We start from the raw sequence: 23,785 nt of genomic DNA, 5'->3' as shown, positions 1-23,785 counted from the left end.
TCAAACGCTATAGAATCTCTGGGCGGGGAGTTCCAGGCAGGTGAGTTTCCCCCCGTAGACAATCCCAGTATCTATGCCGATCTTATTGGGGGCCACCAATACCCTCTGCAGGGGGGTGTGTCCGAAGATCACCAACTTACCAAAGTTGTGGGGGGAGTAGATGAACTCCTCCCTGATCCAAACCAACTCATAGGGGTCCTGTTCTTCCAGCGGAACCCCTGCCCTGAGCCCCGCGTGGACGAAGATGTATCTATCCGTCTCGTAATACAGGCGCAGCGAGGTAAAGAAGTCGAGATGCTCTGGGGGGATATGGAAGTTTCCCCCTTGAGAATAACTCCTGATGGTAGAGCCACCTCCATTATAGAGATAGAGGTCGTAGTTCTTCCCATTGAGGACCCAATCGAGGAACATGTCCTCGTGATTCCCCTTGAGACATACCACCTCGCTGACCTCTTTCTTTATCTGGAGAATGAAGTCTACTACCCCCTTGGAGTCGGGTCCACGGTCGATGTAATCCCCCATAAAGACCAGGGTATCCTCCCGCGGGTTCAGCAAAGGCCTAATCTCCTCCACCAACCTCTCCAGGTGGGAGAGACAACCGTGGATGTCCCCAATGGCGAAGACCTTCTTTACCTCCCTTTCACCCACCAATCCTCATCCTCCTTCTTGAACCACCAAGCGGAGAAATCGGTCTGTAGGATGGCCTCAGCTAACCTTCTGCCCACCTCCGTCTTTAACCTCTTGGCGTTATAACGGAGCCATTCGTCCGCATATCGGCTGCCCAAGTCCTTGTGCTCTTTGAGTTGCAGCAGCAGCTCCAGTTGGTCGGCGTCGTTGGATAGAAGGGCCTCCTGCGTCTGTTGGGCGTTGAACTCCGCGATCAGACCTTTGATCTCCTCGGCAAAGGGAAGTCCTACGGTCAGATCCTCGGCCGCCCTCTCTTCATCCACCTGGACATACTTCTTATAGACGTAGTTCTGGTCCCCTGTCCTGGCCTCAGGGAGGTCGTGGAAGAGGCACATCTTTACCACCTTAAAGGTGTCAACTCCCTCCTCCAACTGGGCCAGCACATATCCGATAAAGGCGGTCCTAAATAAGTGTTCGGCTACTGACTCCTCTCCAGTGCCCAAAAAGTGGTAACCAGTTCGTGGGGTCCTCTTCAGCATCCCCACTTCAAAGAGGAGATCCGCTATCCTCTTCACTTGCCCTCCTTACTCAAACCCTCATGTGGGTTTGCCCTCACTTCAGCCTATGTAAGATACAGGATTCAAGGACTCTAGGATTCGAGGGGTCTAGTAAAAATATATTTTGAATCCCGGAACCCTTGACCCCTAGCCCACTGAAGTAAGTATAAAAATATATCAAGGCCGAAACGGCTTACAGGATCAATTTTACCGTGAATGAGTTTCGCAGTAAGAATTTCCCCTTTTAAGATATACCACCCCTGGATTTTGTCAACTTAGTATTGTTTGAGCCCCAATTTGAGAGGGATTTCAGGTAATTGTCTTTTCCCCTGGGTCGTGGTATAAGGACCTACACTTCGGATCAGGGGAGATAAGCTGTGGGGGAGAGGGTTCTGGTCACCGGGGCCACGGGGTTTATCGGGAGTCATCTCGTGGAGGAGCTCCTATGGAAGGGGTACGAGGTAGCGGCCTTAATACGCACCAGCAGTGATCTGCGCTGGTTGAGGGGTAAAAAGGTAGAATTCATTTACGGAGACATCCTTGAGGGGGGAGATCTCCCCCCTCTCGAGAGATTTTCCTATATCTTTCACCTGGCCGGGATCACCAAGGCCCTGCGCAGGGAAGATTTTTACCGAATGAACCAGGGGGGTACAGAGAAGTTAATGGCTGTGGCAAGGAGGGCTGGAGGGGTAAAACGCTTTGTCTATCTCTCCAGCCAGGCTGCTGCAGGCCCCTCCTCACCGGAGAGGGCGCTCAGGGAAGAGGACCTCCCTTCCCCTGTTTCACCTTATGGGGAGAGCAAATTAAAGGGGGAGGAGGTGGTCCTGAGTTGCCAAGATGAAATCCCGGTAACGGTGCTGCGCCCTTGTTCCATTTATGGCCCCAGGGATGAATATATGTACGAATACTTTAGGATGGTCACCAAGGGTTTTATCCCCTTTATCGGGAGAGGACCGGTATTTTTGAGCCTCTGTTATGTAGACGACCTGATCTCCGCCTTGATCTTGGCCATCACACGGGATCATCCCTCAGGAGAGGTCTTTTTTATCTCAGATGGGGAAAAATATTCTTTGGATTTTTTCTCAGATGTGGTATCTTTTGCCTTAAACATCAGGTCGAGAAAGATCTACGTTCCGGTGTGGGCCGCTTGGCTCTATGCCCTGGGAGCAGAGGGCTTGGGATTTTTTAGGGGCAGGGCAGCTCCCTTTAATCGGAGCAAATATGCTGAAGCCATCCAACGAAATTGGGTCTGTGATATAACCAAGGCGAGGAAAAAGCTGGGGTATCGCCCTCGCTTTCGCCTGGAGGCAGGGGTGAAGGTTACCCTCCAGTGGTATAAAGAGAAAGGGTGGCTATGAGGGGGTACTTGTAATGGACATATTTGCCAAGTGCTACGAGTTCACCAAGGTGGAGGAGGCCAAGGCCGCCGGTTATTACTTCATGTTCCGTCGGATAGAGTCTGCCCAGGATACTGAGGTGATCGTCGATGGCCGAAGGCTCATCATGGCGGGTTCCAACAACTATCTGGGGCTCAGCAACCACCCCAAGGTAAAGGAGGCGGCCATCAAGGCAGTGCAGAAGTACGGGAGCGGCTGCGCGGGTTCTCGGTTCCTCAACGGCAATCTGGACATCCATGAGGAATTGGAGGAGAAACTGGTGGCCTTCTTCCGGAAGGAGGCCGCCGTAGTCTTCGCCACCGGATATCAGACCAATCTCGGCACCATATCTGCCCTGGTGGGGAGAAATGACGTGGCCATCCTGGACAAATTCGACCATGCCAGCATCATCGATGGGTGTCGCCTTTCCTTAGGCGGGGTAAAGAGGTTTCGCCATAACGACATGGAGGACCTGGAGAGGGTGTTGCGGAACACATCCGACAAGGAGGGCAAACTCATTATTGTGGATGGGCTCTTCAGCATGGAAGGGGATATTGCCCCGCTGCCCGAGATTGTACCCCTGGCTAAGAAGTATGGGGCCCGGGTGATGGTGGATGATGCCCACGCCATTGGAGTACTGGGCGAGCAGGGCAGGGGGACCCTGGAACATTTCCACATGGAGGATGAGGTGGATATGGTCATGGGGACCTATAGCAAGACCTTGGCCGCCATCGGAGGGTTCATCGTCGCCTCCAAAGAGGTGGTGAACTACGTCAAACACCTTGGTCGTTCTCTCATCTTCAGCGCCAGCCTCGCACCCGCCTTGGTGGCGGCGGTGAGCGCCGCCCTCGATGTCATCTTAGAGGAGCCCGAGTTAAGGGAGAGACTCTGGTATAATGCCCACAAGATGCTCAAGGGGTTTAAGGAACTCGGCTTCGACACCGGGACCAGTGAGACCCCCGTCATCCCCCTCATTATCGGGGACCAGATGCGGACCTTTGAGATGTGCAGACTCCTGCAGGAGTATGGGGTATTTGTGAACCCAGTCATCTCCCCTGCTGTCCCTCCTGGTAGGGAGCTGCTGCGTACCAGCTATATGGCCACCCATACCGAGGAGCAGTTGGACAGGATTCTGGATGCCTTTGAGCGGGCAGGGAGGCAACTGGGCGTTATCTGAGATGTCCGCAGGGGGGGTTGAGATAAGGCAGGTCAAGACCAAGGGGGAGCGCACGGCCTTTTTCCGTTTCCCTTGGCAGATATATGGGGGAGACCCCCAGTGGGTCCCCCCATTGCTCAAAGAGCAGGCCTTTTTCTTGTCCCCCAAGAACCCATTTCTCCGACACGCCGAGATCATCCCGTATTTGGCAGTAAAGAGGGGTGCCATAGTAGGGCGCATCGCCGCCATCATCGATGAGAACTACATAGATTTCCACCGAGAGAGGGCAGGGTTCTTCGGGTTTTTCGAGTCCATAAAGGACCTCGAGGTTGCCCGTACCCTATTGGATCAGGTAAGGGGTTATTTGCGAGAAAAAGGCTTGGAGACGGTGATGGGGCCGGTGAACCCCTCTACCAATCATGAATGCGGTCTCCTCGTAGAGGGATTTAATTCTCCCCCCTTTTTGATGATGCCTTACAATCCCTCCTATTATCAGGAACTACTGGAGGGCTGCGGCCTGCAGAAGGCCAAAGACCTCTTTGCCAACCTCATTGTCGACGATGGGAGCATCCCCGCGCGCCTTCCGCGGATCAGCGAACGGGTCAAAAAGAGGTCTACAGGGCTTAATATTCGCCCTATCGACCTAAAGAGGGTTGAGAACGAGGTGGAGGGGGTAAAAGAGGTCTACAACGGGGCCTGGAGGGACAACTGGGGGTTTGTCCCGCTGACCGATGAGGAGATGGACCTGATGGTCAGAAAACTGAAACCCTTGGTGGTTCCTGACCTGGCCCTCTTTGCCGAGATAGGGGAAGAGACAGTGGGCTTTGCCCTGGCGCTGCCCAACTACAACCTCATCCTCAAGAGGCTCAACGGGAGGTTGGGCCCCCTGGGCCTTTTGAAGTTCCTCTACTATGCCCGCAAAATTGATGAGATCAGGGTGTTGATCCTGGGGGTCAAACCCGAATACCAGAAGCGGGGGATTGAGGCCCTCCTCTATCTGGAGATCTTCCGGCGGGGACAGGCCAAAGGGTATAAGAGGGGGGAGATGTCTTGGGTCTTGGAGGACAATTACCTCATGCAGAGGGGGATAGAGGCCTTGGGGGGGAGGAGGTACAAGACCTACCGGATCTATCAGTCTCCCCTCTGACCCACCACTTCCAGAGCCTGGGGCCGACCAACAGGGTCCCCCCTGCGAAGACAAATCCTGCCGCTATATCTATTACATAGTGATATCTCAAATAAACGGTGGAAAAGATGAGGGCGATGACGATGGGGAGATAGATACAGAATAGGGGACGTCTGTATTTAAAGGCAAACCAGAGGGAGATCAAGACCATCTGGGTATGTCCGCTGGGGAAACAATCCCTTTTGTTATGTTCCAGGATGTCGAGGATACGGATGACGAATTCCGTCATGGCGCCTCCATTTAAAGGGGTTGTCTGCAAGGAGGCCAAGGTGAACCGAGGGCCTATGGCAGGCATGGAGATATACCCCAAAAAGGAGATATAATATCCCAGCAAGAGGGTGAAGACGGTCACGGAAAATTCTTCCTCCTTTCCCCAGAAGTAGAGGATGATGATCAAGATCACCGGGATGAAGTAATATGAGGCATAGACCAGAGAGAGCAGATCGGTCAGCCAGGAGCTAGAGAACCCCTCCAGCCAGATAGTAGGGTGCACCCCAAAGAGGGCCAGGTCAATCTTGATGAGGAGGTCATCTATATCAGGGCGCAGATAGGGGATGAGGTCTCCCAGCCCCTGGTAGATGGCGATGGCAAAAAAGATGGGGGAGAAGTCGCATATAAAGCGGACTGTCCTCATTTCCTCCCACCTCCTTCTGACCTTTGACAAGGCCAATGCCAGCAGGACAAGGGGAATGAATCTTGCCAGCAGCCTCCACCCTTGGGGAAATCGGGGGTAAAAGAAGATGACTAATAGGAGGACGATCCCTAGGAAAATGGTGGTGAGCCCCTCCAGAGGGGGTAAACGACGCATCCCTTTCTTTCCCTTTCAAGAATCATCATCGTATAACACCAAGGGGTGGAAAAGTCAATGTATAGCCCTCATCTTGGCAATCTCCCTCCTTTTTGCCCCTGCGGCCTTGGCACAGGAGGATGTGGGCCCGAGTTATGGCGACACCATCATTGTTGGGTCTATAGGGGATGCCAGCAACCTCATCCCCATGCTGGCCTCGGACAGCCCCTCTCACACCATCTGTGACCTGATCTATAACGGATTGGTGAAGTACGATAAGGACTTGAACCTTGTGGGGGACTTGGCCGAAGGCTGGGAGGTCTCCCCCGATGGCCAGACCATCACCTTTCACCTGCGACAAGGGGTGAGGTGGCATGATGGTGCAGAGTTCACGGCCGAGGACGTCCTCTTTGGGTTTCGCACCATCACCGACCCTAAGACTCCTACTGCCTATGCAGGTGACTACCTAGAGGTGAAGCAGGCCGAGGCCCTGGGTAGGTACACCTTTCGCGTCACCTACCGGGAGCCCTTTGCCCCAGGGCTGGCGAGCTGGGGGTATCTGGTGGTCCTCCCCAAGCACCTACTGGCGGGGCAAGATATCACCAGCAGCAGGCTCACCCGTCATCCCATAGGGACAGGACCTTATCGGTTTAGGGAATGGGTCACTGGAGAAAAGATCGTCCTAGAATCCAATCATGACTACTTTGAGGGGAGGCCATATATCGATAGCTATATCTACAGGATCATTCCCGATCCTGCCACCATGTTTCTCGAGCTAAAGGCAGGGGGGGTAGACTGGATAGGCCTCACTCCCATCCAATATCGGCGCCAGACCAATTATCCTGCCTTTGAAGGGGAGTTTCACAAGTACAAATACCTCCCCTTCTCCTACACCTACCTGGGATATAATCTATTGTGTCCCAAATTTCAGGACAAGAGGGTGCGCCAGGCAATCAGTTATGCCATCGACAAGGAGGAGATCATCAAGGTGGTCCTCTTGGGTTTGGGCACGGCCGCTACTGGTCCCTATAAGCCGGGGACCTGGTACTACAACCCCCATGTAAAGAGGTATCCCTATAACCCAGAGCGGGCAAGGGAGTTGTTGCGGCAGGCGGGCTGGCAGGACACCGATGGCGATGGCTTTCTCGATAAGGGGGGGATGCCTTTTGAGTTCACCATCCTGCTCAATTGGGGGAATCAGAGTCGTCTTAAGGCGGCGGAGATCATCCAGTGGCGCCTACGGCAGATAGGGATAAGGGTAAAGTTACGGGTCATGGAGTGGGCCTCCTTTATCAATGAATATATCGACAAAAAGAGGTTTGAGGCCGTCATCCTGGGGTGGAGCATGGGGGTAGACCCCGATCAATACGACATCTGGCACTCCAGCAAGACGGATTATAAGGAGCTGAACTTCATCTCCTACAAAAACAAAGAGGTGGACGCCCTCTTGCTAAAGGCCAGAAAGGTCTTCGATAGGGAGGAGAGGAGGAAGTACTATTTCCGCTTCCAGGAGATCTTGGCGGAGGAGCAGCCCTACACCTTCCTCTATGTACCTTATGCGCTGCCCGCGATCCATGCCCGGTTCCGGGGGATAAAGCCCGCCCCTGCAGGGATCACCTACAACTTCATCCGCTGGTATGCCCCCAAGAGGGAACAGAGGTTTTTGCGCTAGGAAATTATCTTAGCAGCCCACAGATAGCCAAACCTCTTGAATTGGATGACAGGGGTTTCCTTTATACCAATTTCTTAAATTCCTTCACAGTCAAACCAGTTTGCCGCATAATTGCTCTCAAAGTACCTTTAGCAATTTCCTTATGATCCGGCACAGTCAATCTCCTATAAGGAGGATTTATATTTCTAAGAATGATATGACTCCCTGTGTGGTGATCAATAAGATACCCTATGTTTTCCAATATCTTACAGAGTTGCCTGCCAGAAACTACGGGTAATTTAGTCATACTGCTACTTCTACAATCTCTTCTTCAATTGATGGTGGCACAGGTTCATTGTGTTTTTTTAGACTTTCTAAATAGCCTTTAATGGCATCTTGAATATTTTTAAGGGCTTCTTTTCGGTTTTTACCTTGAGAAATACATCCTGGCAAAGAAGGGCATTCAACAGCGAACATCCCATTTTCGTCCTGTTCAATCAAAACTCTGTATCTCATCTTTACACCTCCTGTTTAATAAATCATACTGGCCGTTACAGGGGACGAAAAGAGATGACCTTTTCGCCTGCGAGAAATCATTTCTCTTGACCCATGGGCTTTAATATACGTTGGGCGAAGTGGCAAATACAATTTATTGAGCATTGAATGGTGGCAGTTCACCATGGTCCTCCTGATATGCATTTAGTAACTCTCGCTCTATTTCTTCACACTTCTCAGCATTATCGACTTCAATCCAAGAAATTTGAAAAGTGTTAAATCGCAATAGCCAGTCATGAATCTTTTTGTTTGTCCTTTGGTTTTTATACCCCTTGAAATATAAGGAGATCCTATTTTTCAAAGATTGTTTTGGTGCATGCCCAATACAAACTATATCTGAGGTTTTTAAGTATCTGCCAAAGTCACACCTGTCTCGAATTACATAAGCACCATTCTTATCAGGTAAAGTGTTTCCTAACTCGGCTTCGTTTGTAAGCCGAAAATCAACCCAATGTTTAAATCCACGGTGTCTCAGATCGAAGCTATGCATTTGTGTTTACCTCACCAATTCGCCATTTCGCCTAGCGGTTTCGGGGTTACCGAAGTCGCCGCAGGTGATCTGCACGAAGCATAGCGAAGTCGGCAACACCGTGTTAGCCGACCCGAAGGGCAAGCGACCGAAGGGAGCGCATAGTTGACTGCTAGCTTATTCATATCGAATATCATCTATGTAGAATGTCAAACCATTAGGATTTGCATCCCTTGTCGCTACCCAGGCAAATGCCCCTATAACATGGGAAAGGTTTTGCCCCGATAGACTAATCTCGTACCTTGCCCAATCTCTTGGGAGGCTAATACGCCCTCGCGAAACTTCAAAACTGTCTCGATAACGCTTGTTGGGGGCTCTAATTCCTCCCGCCTTAAATTCAACTATTTCGCCACCTATTTCCCCCTTTGCCCAAAAGACAATTCTTGTAGCTCCTACAATCTTCGATCCTGGTTGGTCACCCCAATTACTATCAGGGTACTGCCAAAAGATACCTGCCCAACCCTTCGGGCCTGGCTGACACCTTATCTTGATGCAAGCACTGTCAGTATCGCCAAGACGAGGGCTTTCACGAAAGGTTGTATTGAGTTGGATGTACCTTGTGCCTGATTCCCCATCTCCCATCCATCCTGAGGGATAAAAGTAGGAAGGCATGTCAAAAGGAGCATGGAGGGTTCGTAGTGGCTCCTTTCCAGATACAATTCTGGTAATGACTGTACTCCCGACAGCTCCTATGATTATCCCTACTACTATCCCTACTACTATGGGTGCAACTTTTCTTTTCGTAATCACGGCTGATATTATCCCTCCTATCGCTCCTAATTATTGCTGCCCAAACTGCTGGATGAATGTCCACCATAGTATCCTCCTTTTTAGCATGCCAAAAAGCTGGCAGTCAATTTCGTGAAACGGGGCTCGGATGTGCGAAGTTGGCCCTTTGAGGCAATTTTTGTCGCAGGCCGTACGCCCGAAAGATGGGCGAAGCGGCCCGTCTTTAGCAGTGGGGGCAATCCTGGTAAGAGGTGGCCTGCAAGCTTCGCACAGCCGTGCCCCGATGAGCAAAATGGCCAAAGGGCCTGTTTGGTATTTCTTACCATTTCGGCTTCCCTTGATTATCTTTATCCATTTTAGCATAAAATTTTGAGGATAAATAGCAGGGGGGTCTCCTTGACAGGGAAATGGATTCTCTGGAGAAGATTGGCTGCATATCTGTTAGATAGGTTTTTTTGCCCACCGCCAAGGAAGGAGGTGAAGCCGGACCATTTCGCACATCGGCTTCCAAACAAACGAAGTCACAAAGTGATTTTGGCGAAATGAAGCTGTTTGTTTGGTGTTACACGCTGCTGGGCCATCTGATTTTTGATTCCACATCCCAATTGCTTAAGATCACTCAAGTATTGCTTTCAGTACTTCTTGGGCAATTCCTATAAGTTGAATATTCTTGCTCTCTGAAGGTGCTTTCCCCATAGAAACCTCGTGGACAAAACTATTTACCTCTTTCCTAATTTGGTTAACTTTATGCCAGATTCGCTTTGGATAGATACCTCGATCGCAGGCCAGATCATTCAGTTTCCATAGTTCACCAATATCTATGTCAAGACGTTCTTTCAACATTGACTCTATAATAGTCCTCAATAACGCTACTGAAGATGTGTGAAATCCGTATAAATAGCTAAGATAAGCCTCACGGCATATCTTGGTTACGCTTGGTGGAGGCTGTTTTTTGGTAAATAGCTCTCTAACTTTAGCAGCACGGCGAACTATATCGTTTAGTTTATCAACAAATTGGTATGCATAAAAGTCCTGATAAGCATATGTGATTCCTATATCATCAAAATTGGTGAGATACTCAGCAGCTATCCTATGTACGGCATCTTCAGGAATTATTAAAGCTTCCTTGGCGTCCAAAAAAAGCTCAAGAAAACGGGAGAATAAGAAACCCTCTGCTTGTTCAGTTTCCTCCTGAGATAGAATTCTTTTGTTATGTATATAGGAATCAAGAACCTCTTTTGATACTTGAACATTTCTATTGAATTTTGCACAATCATCAATTTTTTCACGTAAGATATCAGCTAAATCTAAGGATACAGTGACTTCTTGCATGATTGACGCTCCTTTATTTATTAGTTTCGAATTGAAAATGCGTTTTTCAATTTATGGCCCAAGTGGCGTATAACGGTATCGGCACAAACAAAGTTGCGAAGCAATTTTGACAGTAGTCGTTTGTGCCTTGTTTGCCGAAGTTGGTCAAATAAATCTGTTACTTTTCAAACTTAATATCAGTAACTTTCACCCTAACTTTTTTCGCCCATTCAGAAGGAGCGTTATCGGCCTTCACACCAAATTTCCTAATGTAGCCTGGTTTCAAGGGTTGAGCACGATCGCCAAAGGACCATTTCGACACTAGGACAGGGTAATAGGTTTTCTCAAAGATGGGATTTCCATTCTTATCAAGAAAATAGATCGTAATTTCTACCTCTGTTAACGTACGATCTCCAAGATTCTTTACTTCTCCAAATACTCCAAGTCCTCCTAACAGTGCTTTTGCGACTTCCAAATTTCTGATTTTAACGTTATCCACATAGGCTTGTTTTTCCTTGAAACTTTTTATCTTCTCATCAAGCTCCTTTATTTTTTCTGAAGCCTCTACAACTTCACTATCAAGTTCCAAAACTTCCTGATACTTCTCTTTTGCAGCATAGAGTTTTTTCTCTTTTTCAAGTTGCTTTGCCTGACTCATTGCTGCATCAACTTTCTTCTTTGTCTTCCAATCAAAAAAGACTTTCCAACCGTCTACTTCCTTAACCAATTCAAAAAATTGAGTTGTAGTTGTCATAGGGATATCTTTCCCTTTGTACTCTTCTGTTAACATTTTCTCAATCTCTTTTTTATCCTTCTTTTCTCCAAAAGCTGACATAAAAGCTGCCCCTAAAATATCTTTGAATATCACTCCAAAATCTGGAATAGTAACATCGACATTTGCTTTGGCTTGATTCCCATCTATTGTAACCTCTTTGATCTCGTACGAGACCTTGCTGGCAAGGACTTGTGCGAAAGGACTTTCCTCCTTTTGCTGATCTGATAAATATTCATGTAGGCTCTTTATAGCCTTATCTTTAGCAGAAATGTATTGATAGGCTTCCTCATGTCTGCCATGAAGAGAAGCATCAAGATACTTGGATAAAACGGCTTTGGGACTTGACCCAATTTTGCCGCACCCCACCACTAATAGAATCGTTAAGGTGCACAGAACTGGTATAAATTCAATATGCTTTTTCATTTCGTCCTCCTTTCAAATGGCCAGTTTCGGCTAACGCTTTCCGTATTTGCAAAGCCGACATAGGCGGTTTGGGTGAGCCCGATGGGCGAATCGCAAACACGCTATTAGCCGAAGTCAGGTATATATTCTTTCTGCCCATAGCGTTCTAACATATTTTGCAAAATCCCGTCGTTCTCTATCACGACCTTTACATAACTGCATAGCCTTTCATATTCATCTTTCAACTCAGGACAATATTCCCACACTTCACAACTATCAATCATCCTCTGTATTCTACTATCCAAAACACCCACTCCTGCCCATTCTTTGAGGATTCTTGGATTGAATAGTATCCAGGCAAAAAATCCTTCTCTATATTTTCTCTCTGGCGGTGAAAGAGTATCCCATATTCTATCAATGTAATCATGATCTATATACGCCATTTGCTTTTCTGCTTTATTAGGGCCGTTTATGCTTCTTATTTTTGAGATTTGATCTTTCAAGCAAGCTGAAAAAGGTTCATCCAAAGTCCACTTTTTCCCAAAGGCTTGATACCATTCATGTCTTATCTTCCTGTGGTTCCGCCCAAGTTTTTTGTAGGGTTCGTCTTTTTCTTTATGAAGATCGAAATAAGGTCTTCCGTAGGCAATCAAATCTATTGTTGCATGTACCCACGCACTTGGCATTTTATAAATCTCTCCCTTTCCCCTTCGTTAACCTGATTTCAGTTACCCGCCAGCACTATATCCGAAGTTCGGATATATATCCCTCTGGACGAATCCCAAGCTAACCAACCTTTATCTCTTTTCATCTCATTTTTAAGTTTTTCTAATTTTAACCCAGGCAATCTCACTTTTCAACTACATCCTTTTAAAAAATTCTATCTAAGTAAGCTTCTAAACCATTTCGTCCTCTAACATGTTCTTGGTCTTGCTTCAGGGGGCTGCGTCCCCCGCAGGACAGGTCGAAAACCTGGCAGAAGGTACAACACAAACACTTGAACACTTGAACCCTCGAATCCTATATTTTTCATAGGCGGGGTGAGGGCAAACCCTCATAAGGGTTTATCAGAGAAAGATTTCTTTGTCTCACATGGGTGCGGCTGTTGACACTCAGGATGAGTTTTGATACCCTTTTAAAAATCGCTCGGTTATCCTAATAATGAAATCAAAACTGATAAGGATATCCCTCACCGCTTTTTCTCTCCTCTTCTTCACCCTTCCCCTCACCTTTGGTCAGAGAGAGGAGGAGCTCAAGATCAAGCTCCCTCCTGCGGTGATCATTGGGGAGGAGAGGATGAAGATCATAGACGCCCGCGTCCCCCCCTTGCCTACAGTTATCACGCTGGAGGCCAAGGAGGAGCCCATGGTCGATCCCAGGGGGCTAAGCGAAGAGGTGGTGAGGGAAATAGAGAAGACCTCCCCAGTTGCCAAATCCCCTGGCTGTGCCTATTCCACCGACGTAACCGCCTCTTTCGCCAAGCTTTTCAAAGGGGTTGAGGCCTTATACAAGAGGGCCAAGTATCACTATCATAAGGGGGAGTACACTAAGGCCTGGGGGACTTTTGAAGAACTCCTGGAGAAGTATCCCCAAAGTCCCTATGTACCTTCGACCCTATACTGGATGGGGGAGATAAGGTGGCATCAAGGGAGAAAAAGAGAGGCCTTGACCCTTTATCAAAGGGTGATCCAGGAGTTTCCGGAGGGTGAGTTTACCGACTATGCCCTCTACTCGGCAGGCTGGATCTCCCTCAAGTTGGCTGATCCGACAAGTGCCCATGACCTTTTCTCGCGTTTGAGGCAAAGGCATCCCCGCAGTCCTGTTGCCCTCCTGGGGGTCTTCTGGGATGGGTATGCACTCATGAAGATAGGACGATGGGAGGAATCGGTATCCCTCTTTAACCAAATCATCAGCTCCAAGGCTCCTTCCTCTTTGATGGGGGAGGCCCTTTATCTGAAAGGGGTTTGCCTCTTCGTCCTCCAGAGATACGGGGAGGCCCTCTCAGCCACCACCAATTTCATTGATGGATACCCCTCCCATCCCCTGCTGGGAGGGGGGATGTATATAAAGGGGTGGTGCTCGGTCTACCTGCAGCAGTATACGGAGGCCCTTCAATCTTTTGATGCCTATCTTCAACACTTCAAGGGGGGGGAGTGGCAAGACCCGGTCATCTGGGGAAAGGTGAAGGCCTGGCTGGGGTTGGGGGAATTGGACCAGGCCTTGACAGTATACCAGGGTCTTACTGCCCGAGATCCCTGTTCCCTCTGGGGAGACAATGCCCTGAATGAGATTGCCCTCTATCATTTCCGTCACGGCGAGTACGCCAAGGCAACAAAGGCGTATCAGGATCTCTTACAGGAGTATCCTGAGAGCGAGATCAAGGATGTGGTCTATCTCAGGTTGGGAGAATCCTTTTATAGGTGCCAGCAGTACACAAAGGCGGCCCAAGTATGGGAGAGGTTGTTACAGGAATCCCCCTCCCACCCCCGCAGGAGTGAGGTCTCCTATTGGCTGGGAGAGACCTATCTGATGTTAGACGAGTACCCCAAGGGGCAAGAGTACCTGCTGAGGACCCACGGTGATCCCCATATATTCCCCCAGGCACTCTTGGCGTTGGGCTGGTATAATTTCGATAAGGGTAAGTGGGATGAGGCCTTGAAGATCTTTCAAGACCTCTTGAAGATGACCCCTTCTGGTCCTGTTGCCCAGCGGGCGATGCTCTTGATGGGAGAAACCCTCTTCAACCAGAAGAAGTACGGCAAGGCCACCCAGGTGTTCAAGAAATTATCGACTCAAGAGGGGGTCCCTCGACCCCTACGGGGGAGGGTGGTCTTCTACCAAGGGTTGACCCACTATAAGAAGGGGGAGTTCCCTTTGGCCGTCGATCGCTTTCTTTACCTGCTGAATCAATTTCCCCATCACCCCCTCTGCCCTGAGGCCCTCTTCTGGCTGGGCTGGTCCTATTTCCGGCAGAAGGAGTTTACCAGGGCCATAGAGGTCTTCTCTCGCTTGGTGAAAGAAGGACCAAGACATCACCTCGCCCCCAAGGCCCTGATGAAGATAGGTGATAGCTACTATAACCTCGAAAAACCCTTGAAGGCGGTGGTCTCCTATCTAAAAGTGATAAAGGATCACCCCAAGGCCCCAGAGGTCCCGGAGGCCGAGTGGGGGGTCATTTTGTCCTTTTATCGGGGGGGGAAGTATGATAACTTTAAGGAGTGGTCAGAGGCCTTTCTCCAGAGGCACCCTGTCCACCCAGTGGGGGTCAATGTCCTTCTTCTCTTGGGTGATTTTTATCGACATCGGGCAGATCGGGCTCAGGCCGCTAAGACGTACAGGAGGATCATCACCAACTATCCTACCCTCCCTCTGGCTGACGAAGCCAGACTGAGATGGGCTGAATTGCTTCTACAAATGGGTAGATCGATGGAAGCAGCAAAGGTACTGAAGGGGGTCTCAAGCAGGGGGGACAACCCCTATTACCCCCAGGCCATCTTCCAGCTCGGTGAGATCCACTTCCAAAAGGGAGAGTATAGAGAGGCCATCGCCTACTATGAGGAGCTGATGAGGATGGGGGGTGTGGGTGTGGCAGAGAGGGGCTGGCTCAGGGCAGTTATGGCCTACCAGGCCACGGGGCGCCCTGAGAAGGCCCTGCAGGTGTTGAGAGAGTTTGTCACCAGCTATCCCGGGGGGGATCTGGCAGGGGATGCATGGCTCAAGATGGGGGAGATATATTTGGGGGATGGTAAATATCAAGATGCCCTGGTTGCATACAAGAAGGCCTTGGGGTGTGAGAAGAGGCAGGTCAAGGCATTGGCCCAGCTTGGGATCGGAGAGTCCTATCTAAAATTAAAGGACAAGGGGACTGCCCTCACCGAATTGATGAGGGTGCATTATCTCTATCCGGAGCAGAAGGGGACAGCGGTGAGGGCCCTCTTACAGGCTGGAGAGATCTATGTAGAGCGGGAAGAGTGGGATGAGGCAGCCCAGGTATACCGGAAGGTACTGACCTTCTCCCCCCAGGGGGAAGAAGGGAAGAAGGCGCGCGAGATGTTGAAAAGGATAGATGAAAAGGGGAGAAGAAAAAAGAGAGAGGAAAAGGACTAGGAGGATGATATGTACGATCTATTCCTGAAAGGTGGAATCTTGATGTATCCTATTGCCCTTTGCTCCATCGTTGCCGTGGGGATATTTTTGGAGCGGATATGGGTTCTGCGCATAAGCAGGGTCATCCCACGAGATTTCTTGATAGAAGTGGAGGACTTGGTGATGAGGAGAAAACTCCCTGAGGCCGTCACCCTATGCAAGCGGGATAACTCCTCTATTGCCCATGTGATCAGGGTGGGGATAGAAAATTACGGCAAGAGGCGGGAGGTCATCAAGGAGAGGATAGAAGAAGTGGGCAGGAGGGAAGTGGCATCCCTGGAGAGGTACATAAATGTGATCGGCACCATAGCGGGAATTGCCCCCCTTCTGGGGCTGCTGGGGACCGTCTCAGGCATGATCAAGTCCTTTAACGTCATCTCACTACAGGGGGTTGCCAACCCCGCCTCGCTGGCAGGGGGGATATCTGAGGCCCTCGTCACCACCGCGGCAGGGTTGGTGGTGGCCATCCCCGCCTTCGTCATATATCGATACCTAATGAACAAAGCGGATTCCCTGATATTGGAGATGGAAGAAAATTCAATCAGGATGGTGGACCTCCTGAAGAAGGAGGATTAGAAAAAATGCAGTTTAGACAGCCTAGGAAAGATGATGCTCGGATTGAGATCACCCCCTTGGTGGATGTGGTCTTTCTGCTTTTGATCTTTTTTATGCTAGCCAGCACCTTCATAGTGACCCCTGGGATCAAGGTCAACCTTCCCAAGGCCGAAGCGGAGAAGGTGACCCGTGAGAAGAAGGAAGTGAGGGTGGTCATCACCAAGGACAACAGGGTCTTCTTGGAGAGGAGGCTGGTCACCTTACAGGAGTTGGAGCAGAGGTTGAAAGGGGTAGCTCAGAAGAACCCCCAGACCCTGATTATCATCCAGGCCGATGCCAAGGCCCTCCATGGGAAAGTAGTGGAAGTAATGGGTGCCGCCAAGACCTCGGGGTTGAATCGGCTTGCCATCGCCACCCAGCCGAAGGAGAAAAAGGGTGGAAGAAGATAGGACTTGGGGAGTGATGAGGAGGATCTCCCCCTTCATCCTCTTTTCCTTTTTCCTCCATCTGGTGGTGCTGTTGGCGGTGCCCAATCTCTTGAAGCCAACCAAGGTGTCCCTCATCCCGGTGACCATGATCAAGGCCGCAGACCTCTACCTGGAACCCGTGCAAAAGAATGTGGTAAGAGGAGGAGAGGAGATGGGTCTATGGGAGGATACCCCGGTGCAGAGGATCAGGGATGAGCTGGTGCTCAGGAGATTGTCGGAGATGGGTTTAAGCGAAGAGCGTAAACCACCCATTCCTAGAGTCAGCCTCTTTCCCGCCGAAAAATTGGATGAGCAAGAGAAGATGAGGATATTGAAGACCTCCCGCTTTTATCACGAATTGGAGGAGATAATGCAAAAGGAGGAGCGGCGGGGTGAGATCTACAATGCGCCCAGGCCCATGGCCAAAAACGTCAAGGGGGGGGCTCTCCCCCTGCCAGAGGATGTCGAGGCCAAGCGGATCATCGCCAGCCTGAAGGAAGTAGGAAGCAAGAGGGCAAAGAGGCCCCTCCCGCTGCCGGAGACCGTCAAGTTGGGGATAAAGGGGCCAGCGGCCAGCCGAAAGGTCATCTATATCCCTCCTCCTCCTAAGGTGAAGGTCTCGGTGGCGGCCGATGTATTGCTTAAGTTTTGGGTCATCCCTAATGGCACGGTGGGTAAGGTCATCCCCCTTGTCAAGGGGGGTGCCACAGTAGACCTAGCAGCCATAAAATACATCAAGAGGTATAGGTTCAACCCGCTACCTAAGGATGTCCCCCAGGTGGAGATGTGGGGGGTGATCTCTGTGAGGTCAGTGTTGAGATGAACCGTGCCTTCAGGACGCAAAAGAAGGGGCTCCTTATCTTTTTAATAGGACTCATCTTGATGGTGTGGTATTTTGCCCTCTTCGGGGAAAAGGGGGTGGTCAAGATTATCCAGTTACGGCAGGAACGAGACAGGATCCTCAGCGATGTGAGCCAGATGCGAGAGGAGAATAAAAGGTTTAAAGAGGAGATCAGACGCCTGCGGGAGGACCCCCGATACCTGGAGTCGGTAGCCAGGAGGGATCTGGGTCTGATCAAGGAGAACGAGATCCTCTTCATCTTCGAGGACGAAGGGGTTGAAAAGGAGAGGGCGGGGGATTAATTTTTTTGGGATCTTCTCCCATTCAATTGGTGGAATTGAGAGTATTCAAGGGGTCAACCTTCAAACAGGGTTCAAGGATTCCAGGATCCTAGGGTTCTAGTGTATTTCACTCGACCACTGGCCCCCTGGAACCCTGTATCTATTGGCCCCTAGGCCCCTGGAACCCTATGAGACGAGCGAGTATGAAGTACGAAGGGACCATATATCGTCCTCCTAGCGAGGCAGACAGCCTAATCCTCCAGATTACGGTGGGTTGCTCACACAATAAATGCGCCTTTTGTCCTTCTTATAAGGACAAAAAGTTTAGGATAAAGACATCTCAGGAGATCAAGGAAGACATTGACGAGGCCGCCCAGTTCGGCTGGGCCATAGAAAAGGTCTTCCTGGCCGACGGTGACGCCCTTATCGTCCCCCAACCGAGGTTGATGGAGGTTATGGACTACCTCAATCGGAAACTACCACACCTGAGGAGGGTGGGGGTCTATGCCAATGCCAAGGGGGTCCTGAAGAAAACAGAGGAGAACCTCCGGGAATTGAGGGAAGCGGGGCTCGAGATCATCTACATGGGGGTAGAATCAGGGGATCAGGTGGTCCTGGATAGGATGAGGAAGGGAACCACCTATGAAAAGTTGGTGCAGGCGGGAAGGATGGTGAAGGATGCGGGGATAAAGCTCTCTGTGACGGTCTTGTTGGGGATTGGGGGGAGGGAGAGGAGTAAGGAGCATGCCATCGCCACCGGCCGGATCCTTACGGAGATGGACCCTGACTATGTGGGGGCCTTATCCTTGATCATCGTCCCCGGGACCCCCATCTATGAAGAGATAGAGAGGGGGGAGTTCGTCCTCCCGACCCCCTTCGAATTGATCGAAGAGTTAGGGATAATGATCGCCTATACCGAGATGCATGGGCTCTTCTTCTCCAACCATGCCTCCAATTACCTTCCCATCAAGGCCAGGATGCCCAAGGACAAGGATGCCACCCTCAAACTCATCCATGAGGTGTTGGCCAAAAGGGACCCCAACCTCCTGCGTCCTGATTACTTCCGGGCCCTTTAGCGAGAGGAGATGGGTTGAGCTGGCGAGACGGTTACGTAGAGTTCGAGCTGAGGGTCCGCTATGCAGAGACCGATCGCATGGGGGTGGTCTACTACGCCAATTACCTGGTCTGGTTCGAGATGGGCAGATCCGAGTATTGCCGCCAGAGGGGTTTCAATTACCTTGAACTGGAGGAGCTAGGCTACCGCCTAGTGGTGGCCGAGGCCCACTGCAAGTATCGGCAGCCCGCTAGGTACGATGAGTTGATCACGGTGAGGACCTCTTTAGGTGTCCTTCAGAGGCGCTCGGTAGTCTTCAGATATCTGGTGTTGAGAAAGAAGACATGGCAGACCTTGGTGGAGGGGGAGACCAAACACCTCTGCGTAGATACCGAAGGGAGGTCTAGAACCATCCCCGAGCCCTACTTCACCTATCTCTCTCAAGACCTTCCACCTTAAAACCCATATGAGCAGATTCATTCTCATCCTCCCCCTCTTCCTGTTGCTGGCTTGTGGATCGAGGGGGGCTCTGCCTGGAAAGGGGATAAGGGTAGGGCTCGATGGGAGCATATCCACGTTAGACCCCCGTTTTGCGGTAGGGGCGAGGGCCTCGCGTATAGCTCCCCTCCTCTACAGTTCGCTGCTGCAGTTGGATGATAAGGGGCGATTGGTCCCCGACCTGGCCTGTTCGTGGTCCCAACTGGATGAGGTCACCTATCTCCTCCGGCTGCACAAGGGGGTGCAATTTCATGATGGCAGGGAGGTCACGGCCGAGGATGTGCGATCCACCTTTTCTTTCATCATGGATCCACAAAACGGCTCCCCCAAAAGGGGTTCCTATGGATCTGTGAGGCATATCGAGGTCATCGGAAGATATACCTTGAAATTCATCTTAAAGGATACCTACGTCTCCTTCCCCTATGCCCTGACGGTGGGGATCGTCCCCCAGGGGAGCCCCTTTCGGTGCAAATCCCCACCCGTTGGATCGGGTCCCTTTTCCCTTCAGGTCTGGAGACCAGGGGAGGAGATCGTGCTGGTTGCAAAACCCAACTACTTCAGGGGGAGACCGAGGATCGACTGGGTTCAGTTCCGGATCCTGGCCAACACCACCACTCGTTTGATGGAGATGAAAAAGGGAGGGGTGGATCTGTTGCAAAATTGTGTGCCCGCCTATGCGGTAAAATTTATGCGAAGGATCCCGGGCGTACGGGTCATCAAGGAGGGGGGGATTACCTATCAATATCTGGGCTACAACTTGATTGACCCCATCTTGAGGCACAAGGAGGTACGTCAGGCCATCTCCCATGCCATCGACAGAGACGCCATCATCACCCATACCCTCAAGGGCCTGGCAATGAAGGCCGATGGGGTAGTACTGTCCCCCTTACATTGGGCCTACGAGGGGGATGTAAGGAGGTATAACTACGACCCTCAGCAGGCAAAGAAGCTCTTGGATGCGGCTGGCTTTCTTGATCCCGACGGGGACGGCCCCCGGATGCGGTTTTCCCTTTCCTTTAAGACATCCACCGATATGGAGTCCAAGGAGATCGCCCAGATCATAAAGGGGTATCTGAAGAGGGTGGGAGTCGGTCTGGATGTGCGCAGCTTTGAATGGGGGACCTTCTTCGATGATATCAAAAAGGGCAACTTCCAGGTATACTCCCTGCGCTGGATAGGGGTGGTGGACCCGGATATATTCTATTACCTCTTTCACTCCAGTAGCCTCCCCCCCAATGGTGCCAATCGTGGCCAATACTGCAATCCAGAGGTGGATAGGCTGCTGGAAGTCTCGAGGCGCACCGTCGATAAAGGGCGGCGCAAAAGGCTGTACAGCCGCATCCAGAAGATCCTGGCAGAGGATACAGTATATACCAGCCTCTGGTACAGGGACAACCTGGTGGTCATCAGGAAGGGGTTTAGGGGGTTCCAGGTCTATGCTGGTGGGGAATATACCTCCTTAAAAGACCTCTGTATAGAGAGGTGATGAAGTTGCGTCGTTTCTTTGTCTTTCAGGTGATAGTCCTCCTTTCCCTTGCCATCAGCGGCTGCTTCCCGCACGAGGGCAGAGGCATATGGGTGGTGAGGTATCGGCTGACCTCCCCCACAGTGCTAAATGAGATCGTGGAGGACGCCAGACGGGGGAGGTTCAATCTCCTTTTTGTGCAGGTCCACGGCCGAGGGGATGCCTACTATCGCTCCCAGATTGATCCATGGGCCGAGGTCCTGGCAGATACACCCTGCAAATACGATCCCCTGAGCTATATCCTGCAGCGGGGGCATGCCGCAGGGTTGCAGATACACGCCTGGCTCAACTGCTTTTATGTATGGCCTTATCCTCCCCCTTACCCCCTTTCCCTAGAGCACGTGGTTAACCGCCATCCAGAGTGGTTGATCGTGGACGAGGAGGGGCGCAACCTCGCCCAATACGATCCATATGAAAGGGCCAAGGAGCCCAGCGAGGGTATATACCTTGATCCCGCTAACACCCAGGTCCGGGATTATTTCCTGCAGGTATGCAAAGAGGTGGTCAAGGGATATGATGTGGATGGGGTACACCTCGACTTCATCCGCTATCCAGGACCCCACTGGGGTTTTAACAAGGAGGCTGTGGAGGCGTTTGTCCGGCGCTGGGGGGTGGACCCCCGGCTGCTTTCCTCCTGGGTGAAAAACCCCTTGCCCGAGAGGTTTATTCAAGGAAGGCTCCCCCTGCACCTGCGCTGGCACTACTATTATTACTCCCTTTGGGCGGAGACAAGAAGCCACTATATTACCGAGCTCGTGAGGGATATCCACAGGGAGGTGAAGGCCATCAGGCCTCAGGTCATCCTCTCTGCGGCGGTGCTCCCTGACCCCCAGGTGGCCTATTATCTCAAAGGGCAGGACTGGCCCACCTGGCTCGCCCAGGGATATATGGATTTGGTCGTTCCCATGGCCTACCACGGGGATCAAACGCGGGTGGTGGCCCAGATGGCCGAGGCCAAGAGGAGGGAGAAGGCGGGGATGGTATTCGCCGGGCTGGGGGCCTGGATCAAGACCCCTGCCCAGATCCAGCAGGAGGTGGAGGGGCTCAAAGGGATAGGGATCAACGGTTTTTCCTATTTCTCCTATCAAGGGATGAGGGAACAGGATGAGGGGTATATCTGCCAAGTAAGGACCTCCCTGCACCATCGCCACGCCTCCCTCCCCCGTGTAAAGGGGAGGGGATCCAAGGACGCCAACCCGCCCCCTCCACTTTTTGATGCTGATGGTGCCGAGATCTTTTGGCGTTCCCTAAAAAAGCAGTTCTTCTCTTTTGAGGACTATCAGGCCCTGCTGAGACGATTGGGGATGGAGGAGGATGGCTTTTGTGAGAGGCTGAGGGAAGAGGTGGCCCTCTATGAGGTCATGACGCAAGAGCTCTATCATAAGGCCCAACCCTGCCCGGACGAAGAGGTCCTCTTGCCACCCAGCGTTGACCTCCAGGTGATCTTTCGCTATGTCCATCCCAAGGATGGACCCAAGACGCGGGAAGAGGCCTATATGGTCATCCAGGAGGCCTACCGAAGGGTTATGGAAGGGGAGGAATTCTCCCAGGTGGCCAGGGAATGTTCACAAGGGATCACAGCGGGATTGGGGGGGGTCCAGGATAGGGTCTATCTCCAGGATGGTTGGGATCTTGCCGAGATCATCTCTTCCTTCCAGGAGGGGGAGATCACCCCGGTGATAGAGGTACCCCATGGCTATCTCATCTATAAGGTCTTGGGATTTCACCCTCCGGAAAGAAGGGTTTATGGTGAACTCCCTTGGTGTCTCAAGAGGGTGGTCTTTCAGGAGAGGCTCGCCCAGATGTTGGAGGGAGAGGATTGAGGGGGTTTTGCCTGAGGAGGTTGTCCGTCTTAGTCCCCACCGTCATGGGGGCCATTACCCTCGTCTTTTTCTTCCTCCACATGATTCCGGGAGACCCAGTGGAGGTGATGTTGGGTGAGACGGCCCAGCAGGCGGATAAGGAAACCCTCCGGGAGGAGTTGGGGCTAAACCTCCCCTTGCACATCCAATATGGCCGGTTCATCAAGGGGGTCTTGCAGGGCGATCTGGGGGACTCCTATTTTTATCGTCGGCCGGTGACACAGGTGATTGCCGAGAGGGTCCCAGCCACCTTCGAACTGGCCCTAGCCGCCTTCCTAGTAGCGGGCCTGATCGCCATCCCCCTGGGGATCGTCTCCGCCTTGCGGGAAGGCACCGCTTTGGATAACGCCGCCGTTTTCTTTTCCTTGTTGGGGGTCTCTATGCCCAATTTCTGGCTGGGGCCATTGCTCATTATTCTGTTTTCCCTCGAGCTCGGTTGGTTCCCGGTCTCGGGCAGAGGGGGGGTGGGGAGCCTAGTGTTGCCTGCCATTACCCTGGGGACCGCCCTGGCGGCCATCCTCTCCCGCATGACCCGCTCCAGCCTCTTGGAACGATTGGGAGAGGATTATCTCACCGTGGCCAGGGCCAAGGGGTTGCCCGAGTGGAAGGTGATCCTGAAGCATGCCCTGCGCAATGCCCTGATCCCCATCATCACGGTGATGGGGTTGCAGTTCGGGGCCCTCCTTTCAGGGGCCATCATCACCGAGAACGTCTTCTCCTGGCCCGGGATAGGGACGCTGCTGATCAACGCCATTGAGGCAAGGGACTACCCCCTGGTCCAGGGCTGTGTCCTGTTTATCTCCTTCAGCTATGTGCTGGTCAACCTCCTGACCGACCTCATCTATGGATGGGTGGACCCCAGGATCAGACTTGGGGGTTGAAAAGGGCCTTGGTAAGGGATAGATTAAGATATGA

24 protein-coding genes are annotated in these 23,785 nt (G+C 51.5%); 14 read left to right on the top strand and 10 right to left on the bottom strand.

Annotation, left to right across the window (positions count from 1 at the left end; all coding sequences use genetic code 11):
- Positions 1 to 648, bottom strand: a complete 648-nt coding sequence (locus JRI46_00205; GenBank protein ID MBW2038013.1) for a serine/threonine protein phosphatase — start codon at positions 646 to 648, stop codon at positions 1 to 3.
- On the bottom strand, positions 630 to 1,202 hold the full coding sequence (locus JRI46_00200) for an HD domain-containing protein (GenBank protein MBW2038012.1): 573 nt from the start codon (positions 1,200 to 1,202) through the stop codon (positions 630 to 632). The genes JRI46_00205 and JRI46_00200 overlap by 19 nt, the downstream gene beginning before the upstream one ends.
- 359 nt (positions 1,203 to 1,561) lie before the next feature.
- Here JRI46_00200 and JRI46_00195 point away from each other — a divergent pair, with 359 nt between their 5' ends.
- From JRI46_00195 to JRI46_00185, 3 genes are read left to right on the top strand one after another with little or no spacing between them, the layout of a single operon-like run.
- Positions 1,562 to 2,542 (top strand): NAD(P)-dependent oxidoreductase, encoded by a 981-nt coding sequence (locus tag JRI46_00195; protein MBW2038011.1) that lies wholly within the window; start codon positions 1,562 to 1,564, stop codon positions 2,540 to 2,542.
- Between the two features lie 13 nt (positions 2,543 to 2,555).
- Entirely contained in the window at positions 2,556 to 3,737 is a 1,182-nt protein-coding gene (locus JRI46_00190) for an aminotransferase class I/II-fold pyridoxal phosphate-dependent enzyme (GenBank protein ID MBW2038010.1), read from the top strand.
- On the top strand, positions 3,697 to 4,863 hold the full coding sequence (locus JRI46_00185) for an N-acetyltransferase (GenBank protein ID MBW2038009.1): 1,167 nt from the start codon (positions 3,697 to 3,699) through the stop codon (positions 4,861 to 4,863). The genes JRI46_00190 and JRI46_00185 overlap by 41 nt, the downstream gene beginning before the upstream one ends.
- On the opposite strand, the gene JRI46_00180 is transcribed toward JRI46_00185, so the two are convergent.
- A complete protein-coding gene (locus tag JRI46_00180; protein ID MBW2038008.1) occupies positions 4,790 to 5,710 on the bottom strand; it encodes a phosphatase PAP2 family protein in 921 nt (306 codons plus the stop codon). The genes JRI46_00185 and JRI46_00180 overlap by 74 nt on opposite strands.
- Between JRI46_00180 and JRI46_00175 the strand changes: the two genes are divergently transcribed.
- On the top strand, positions 5,673 to 7,361 hold the full coding sequence (locus tag JRI46_00175; protein MBW2038007.1) for a peptide-binding protein: 1,689 nt from the start codon (positions 5,673 to 5,675) through the stop codon (positions 7,359 to 7,361). The genes JRI46_00180 and JRI46_00175 overlap by 38 nt on opposite strands.
- Positions 7,362 to 7,422: 61 nt before the next feature.
- Here JRI46_00175 and JRI46_00170 read toward each other — a convergent pair whose 3' ends face one another.
- From JRI46_00170 to JRI46_00140, 7 genes are all read right to left on the bottom strand, one after another.
- Positions 7,423 to 7,647, bottom strand: a complete 225-nt coding sequence (locus JRI46_00170; GenBank protein ID MBW2038006.1) for a type II toxin-antitoxin system HicA family toxin — start codon at positions 7,645 to 7,647, stop codon at positions 7,423 to 7,425.
- Positions 7,644 to 7,856 carry a type II toxin-antitoxin system HicB family antitoxin gene (locus tag JRI46_00165; protein ID MBW2038005.1) on the bottom strand — a complete coding sequence of 71 codons (213 nt, stop codon included), beginning with the start codon at positions 7,854 to 7,856 and terminating at the stop codon, positions 7,644 to 7,646. Before JRI46_00165 ends, JRI46_00170 begins: the two co-directional genes overlap by 4 nt.
- Before the next feature lie 133 nt (positions 7,857 to 7,989).
- Entirely contained in the window at positions 7,990 to 8,385 is a 396-nt protein-coding gene (locus JRI46_00160) for a hypothetical protein (protein ID MBW2038004.1), read from the bottom strand.
- Between the two features lie 156 nt (positions 8,386 to 8,541).
- Positions 8,542 to 9,174 (bottom strand): hypothetical protein, encoded by a 633-nt coding sequence (locus tag JRI46_00155; protein ID MBW2038003.1) that lies wholly within the window; start codon positions 9,172 to 9,174, stop codon positions 8,542 to 8,544.
- A 594-nt stretch (positions 9,175 to 9,768) separates the two neighbouring features.
- Positions 9,769 to 10,485: a hypothetical protein gene (locus tag JRI46_00150; GenBank protein ID MBW2038002.1), complete on the bottom strand. Its 717-nt coding sequence runs from the start codon at positions 10,483 to 10,485 to the stop codon at positions 9,769 to 9,771.
- A gap of 157 nt (positions 10,486 to 10,642) precedes the next feature.
- Positions 10,643 to 11,662 (bottom strand): hypothetical protein, encoded by a 1,020-nt coding sequence (locus JRI46_00145; GenBank protein MBW2038001.1) that lies wholly within the window; start codon positions 11,660 to 11,662, stop codon positions 10,643 to 10,645.
- A 104-nt stretch (positions 11,663 to 11,766) separates the two neighbouring features.
- Positions 11,767 to 12,327 (bottom strand): hypothetical protein, encoded by a 561-nt coding sequence (locus JRI46_00140; protein MBW2038000.1) that lies wholly within the window; start codon positions 12,325 to 12,327, stop codon positions 11,767 to 11,769.
- 475 nt (positions 12,328 to 12,802) lie between these two features.
- Here JRI46_00140 and JRI46_00135 point away from each other — a divergent pair, with 475 nt between their 5' ends.
- The 10 genes from JRI46_00135 (at position 12,803) to JRI46_00090 (ending at position 23,751) form a co-directional block, all read left to right on the top strand.
- The gene (locus JRI46_00135) at positions 12,803 to 15,748 is read left to right on the top strand and encodes a tetratricopeptide repeat protein (protein ID MBW2037999.1); all 2,946 of its coding nucleotides are present in this window, start codon (positions 12,803 to 12,805) and stop codon (positions 15,746 to 15,748) included.
- Positions 15,749 to 15,757: 9 nt separating this feature from the next.
- The gene (locus JRI46_00130; GenBank protein ID MBW2037998.1) at positions 15,758 to 16,363 is read left to right on the top strand and encodes a MotA/TolQ/ExbB proton channel family protein; all 606 of its coding nucleotides are present in this window, start codon (positions 15,758 to 15,760) and stop codon (positions 16,361 to 16,363) included.
- 5 nt (positions 16,364 to 16,368) lie between these two features.
- Positions 16,369 to 16,791 (top strand): biopolymer transporter ExbD, encoded by a 423-nt coding sequence (locus JRI46_00125; protein MBW2037997.1) that lies wholly within the window; start codon positions 16,369 to 16,371, stop codon positions 16,789 to 16,791.
- Complete coding sequence (locus JRI46_00120) at positions 16,778 to 17,632, top strand: hypothetical protein (GenBank protein ID MBW2037996.1); 855 nt, start codon at positions 16,778 to 16,780, stop codon at positions 17,630 to 17,632. The genes JRI46_00125 and JRI46_00120 overlap by 14 nt, the downstream gene beginning before the upstream one ends.
- Positions 17,596 to 17,952, top strand: a complete 357-nt coding sequence (locus tag JRI46_00115; protein MBW2037995.1) for a septum formation initiator family protein — start codon at positions 17,596 to 17,598, stop codon at positions 17,950 to 17,952. Before JRI46_00120 ends, JRI46_00115 begins: the two co-directional genes overlap by 37 nt.
- Before the next feature lie 182 nt (positions 17,953 to 18,134).
- A complete protein-coding gene (locus JRI46_00110; protein MBW2037994.1) occupies positions 18,135 to 19,007 on the top strand; it encodes a radical SAM protein in 873 nt (290 codons plus the stop codon).
- A gap of 77 nt (positions 19,008 to 19,084) precedes the next feature.
- Positions 19,085 to 19,444: an acyl-CoA thioesterase gene (locus JRI46_00105; GenBank protein MBW2037993.1), complete on the top strand. Its 360-nt coding sequence runs from the start codon at positions 19,085 to 19,087 to the stop codon at positions 19,442 to 19,444.
- Between the two features lie 7 nt (positions 19,445 to 19,451).
- Complete coding sequence (locus JRI46_00100) at positions 19,452 to 20,969, top strand: ABC transporter substrate-binding protein (protein MBW2037992.1); 1,518 nt, start codon at positions 19,452 to 19,454, stop codon at positions 20,967 to 20,969.
- Positions 20,969 to 22,831: a family 10 glycosylhydrolase gene (locus tag JRI46_00095; GenBank protein MBW2037991.1), complete on the top strand. Its 1,863-nt coding sequence runs from the start codon at positions 20,969 to 20,971 to the stop codon at positions 22,829 to 22,831. The genes JRI46_00100 and JRI46_00095 overlap by 1 nt, the downstream gene beginning before the upstream one ends.
- 44 nt (positions 22,832 to 22,875) lie before the next feature.
- Entirely contained in the window at positions 22,876 to 23,751 is an 876-nt protein-coding gene (locus JRI46_00090) for an ABC transporter permease (GenBank protein ID MBW2037990.1), read from the top strand.
- The last annotated feature ends 34 nt before the right edge of the window (positions 23,752 to 23,785 follow it).

The organism is Deltaproteobacteria bacterium (assembly GCA_019308925.1).
Taxonomy (GTDB): domain Bacteria; phylum Desulfobacterota; class B13-G15; order B13-G15; family RBG-16-54-18; genus JAFDHG01.
The sequence above is the reverse complement of the archived record's forward strand: the minus strand, read 5'-3'. Positions and strand labels throughout refer to the sequence as shown.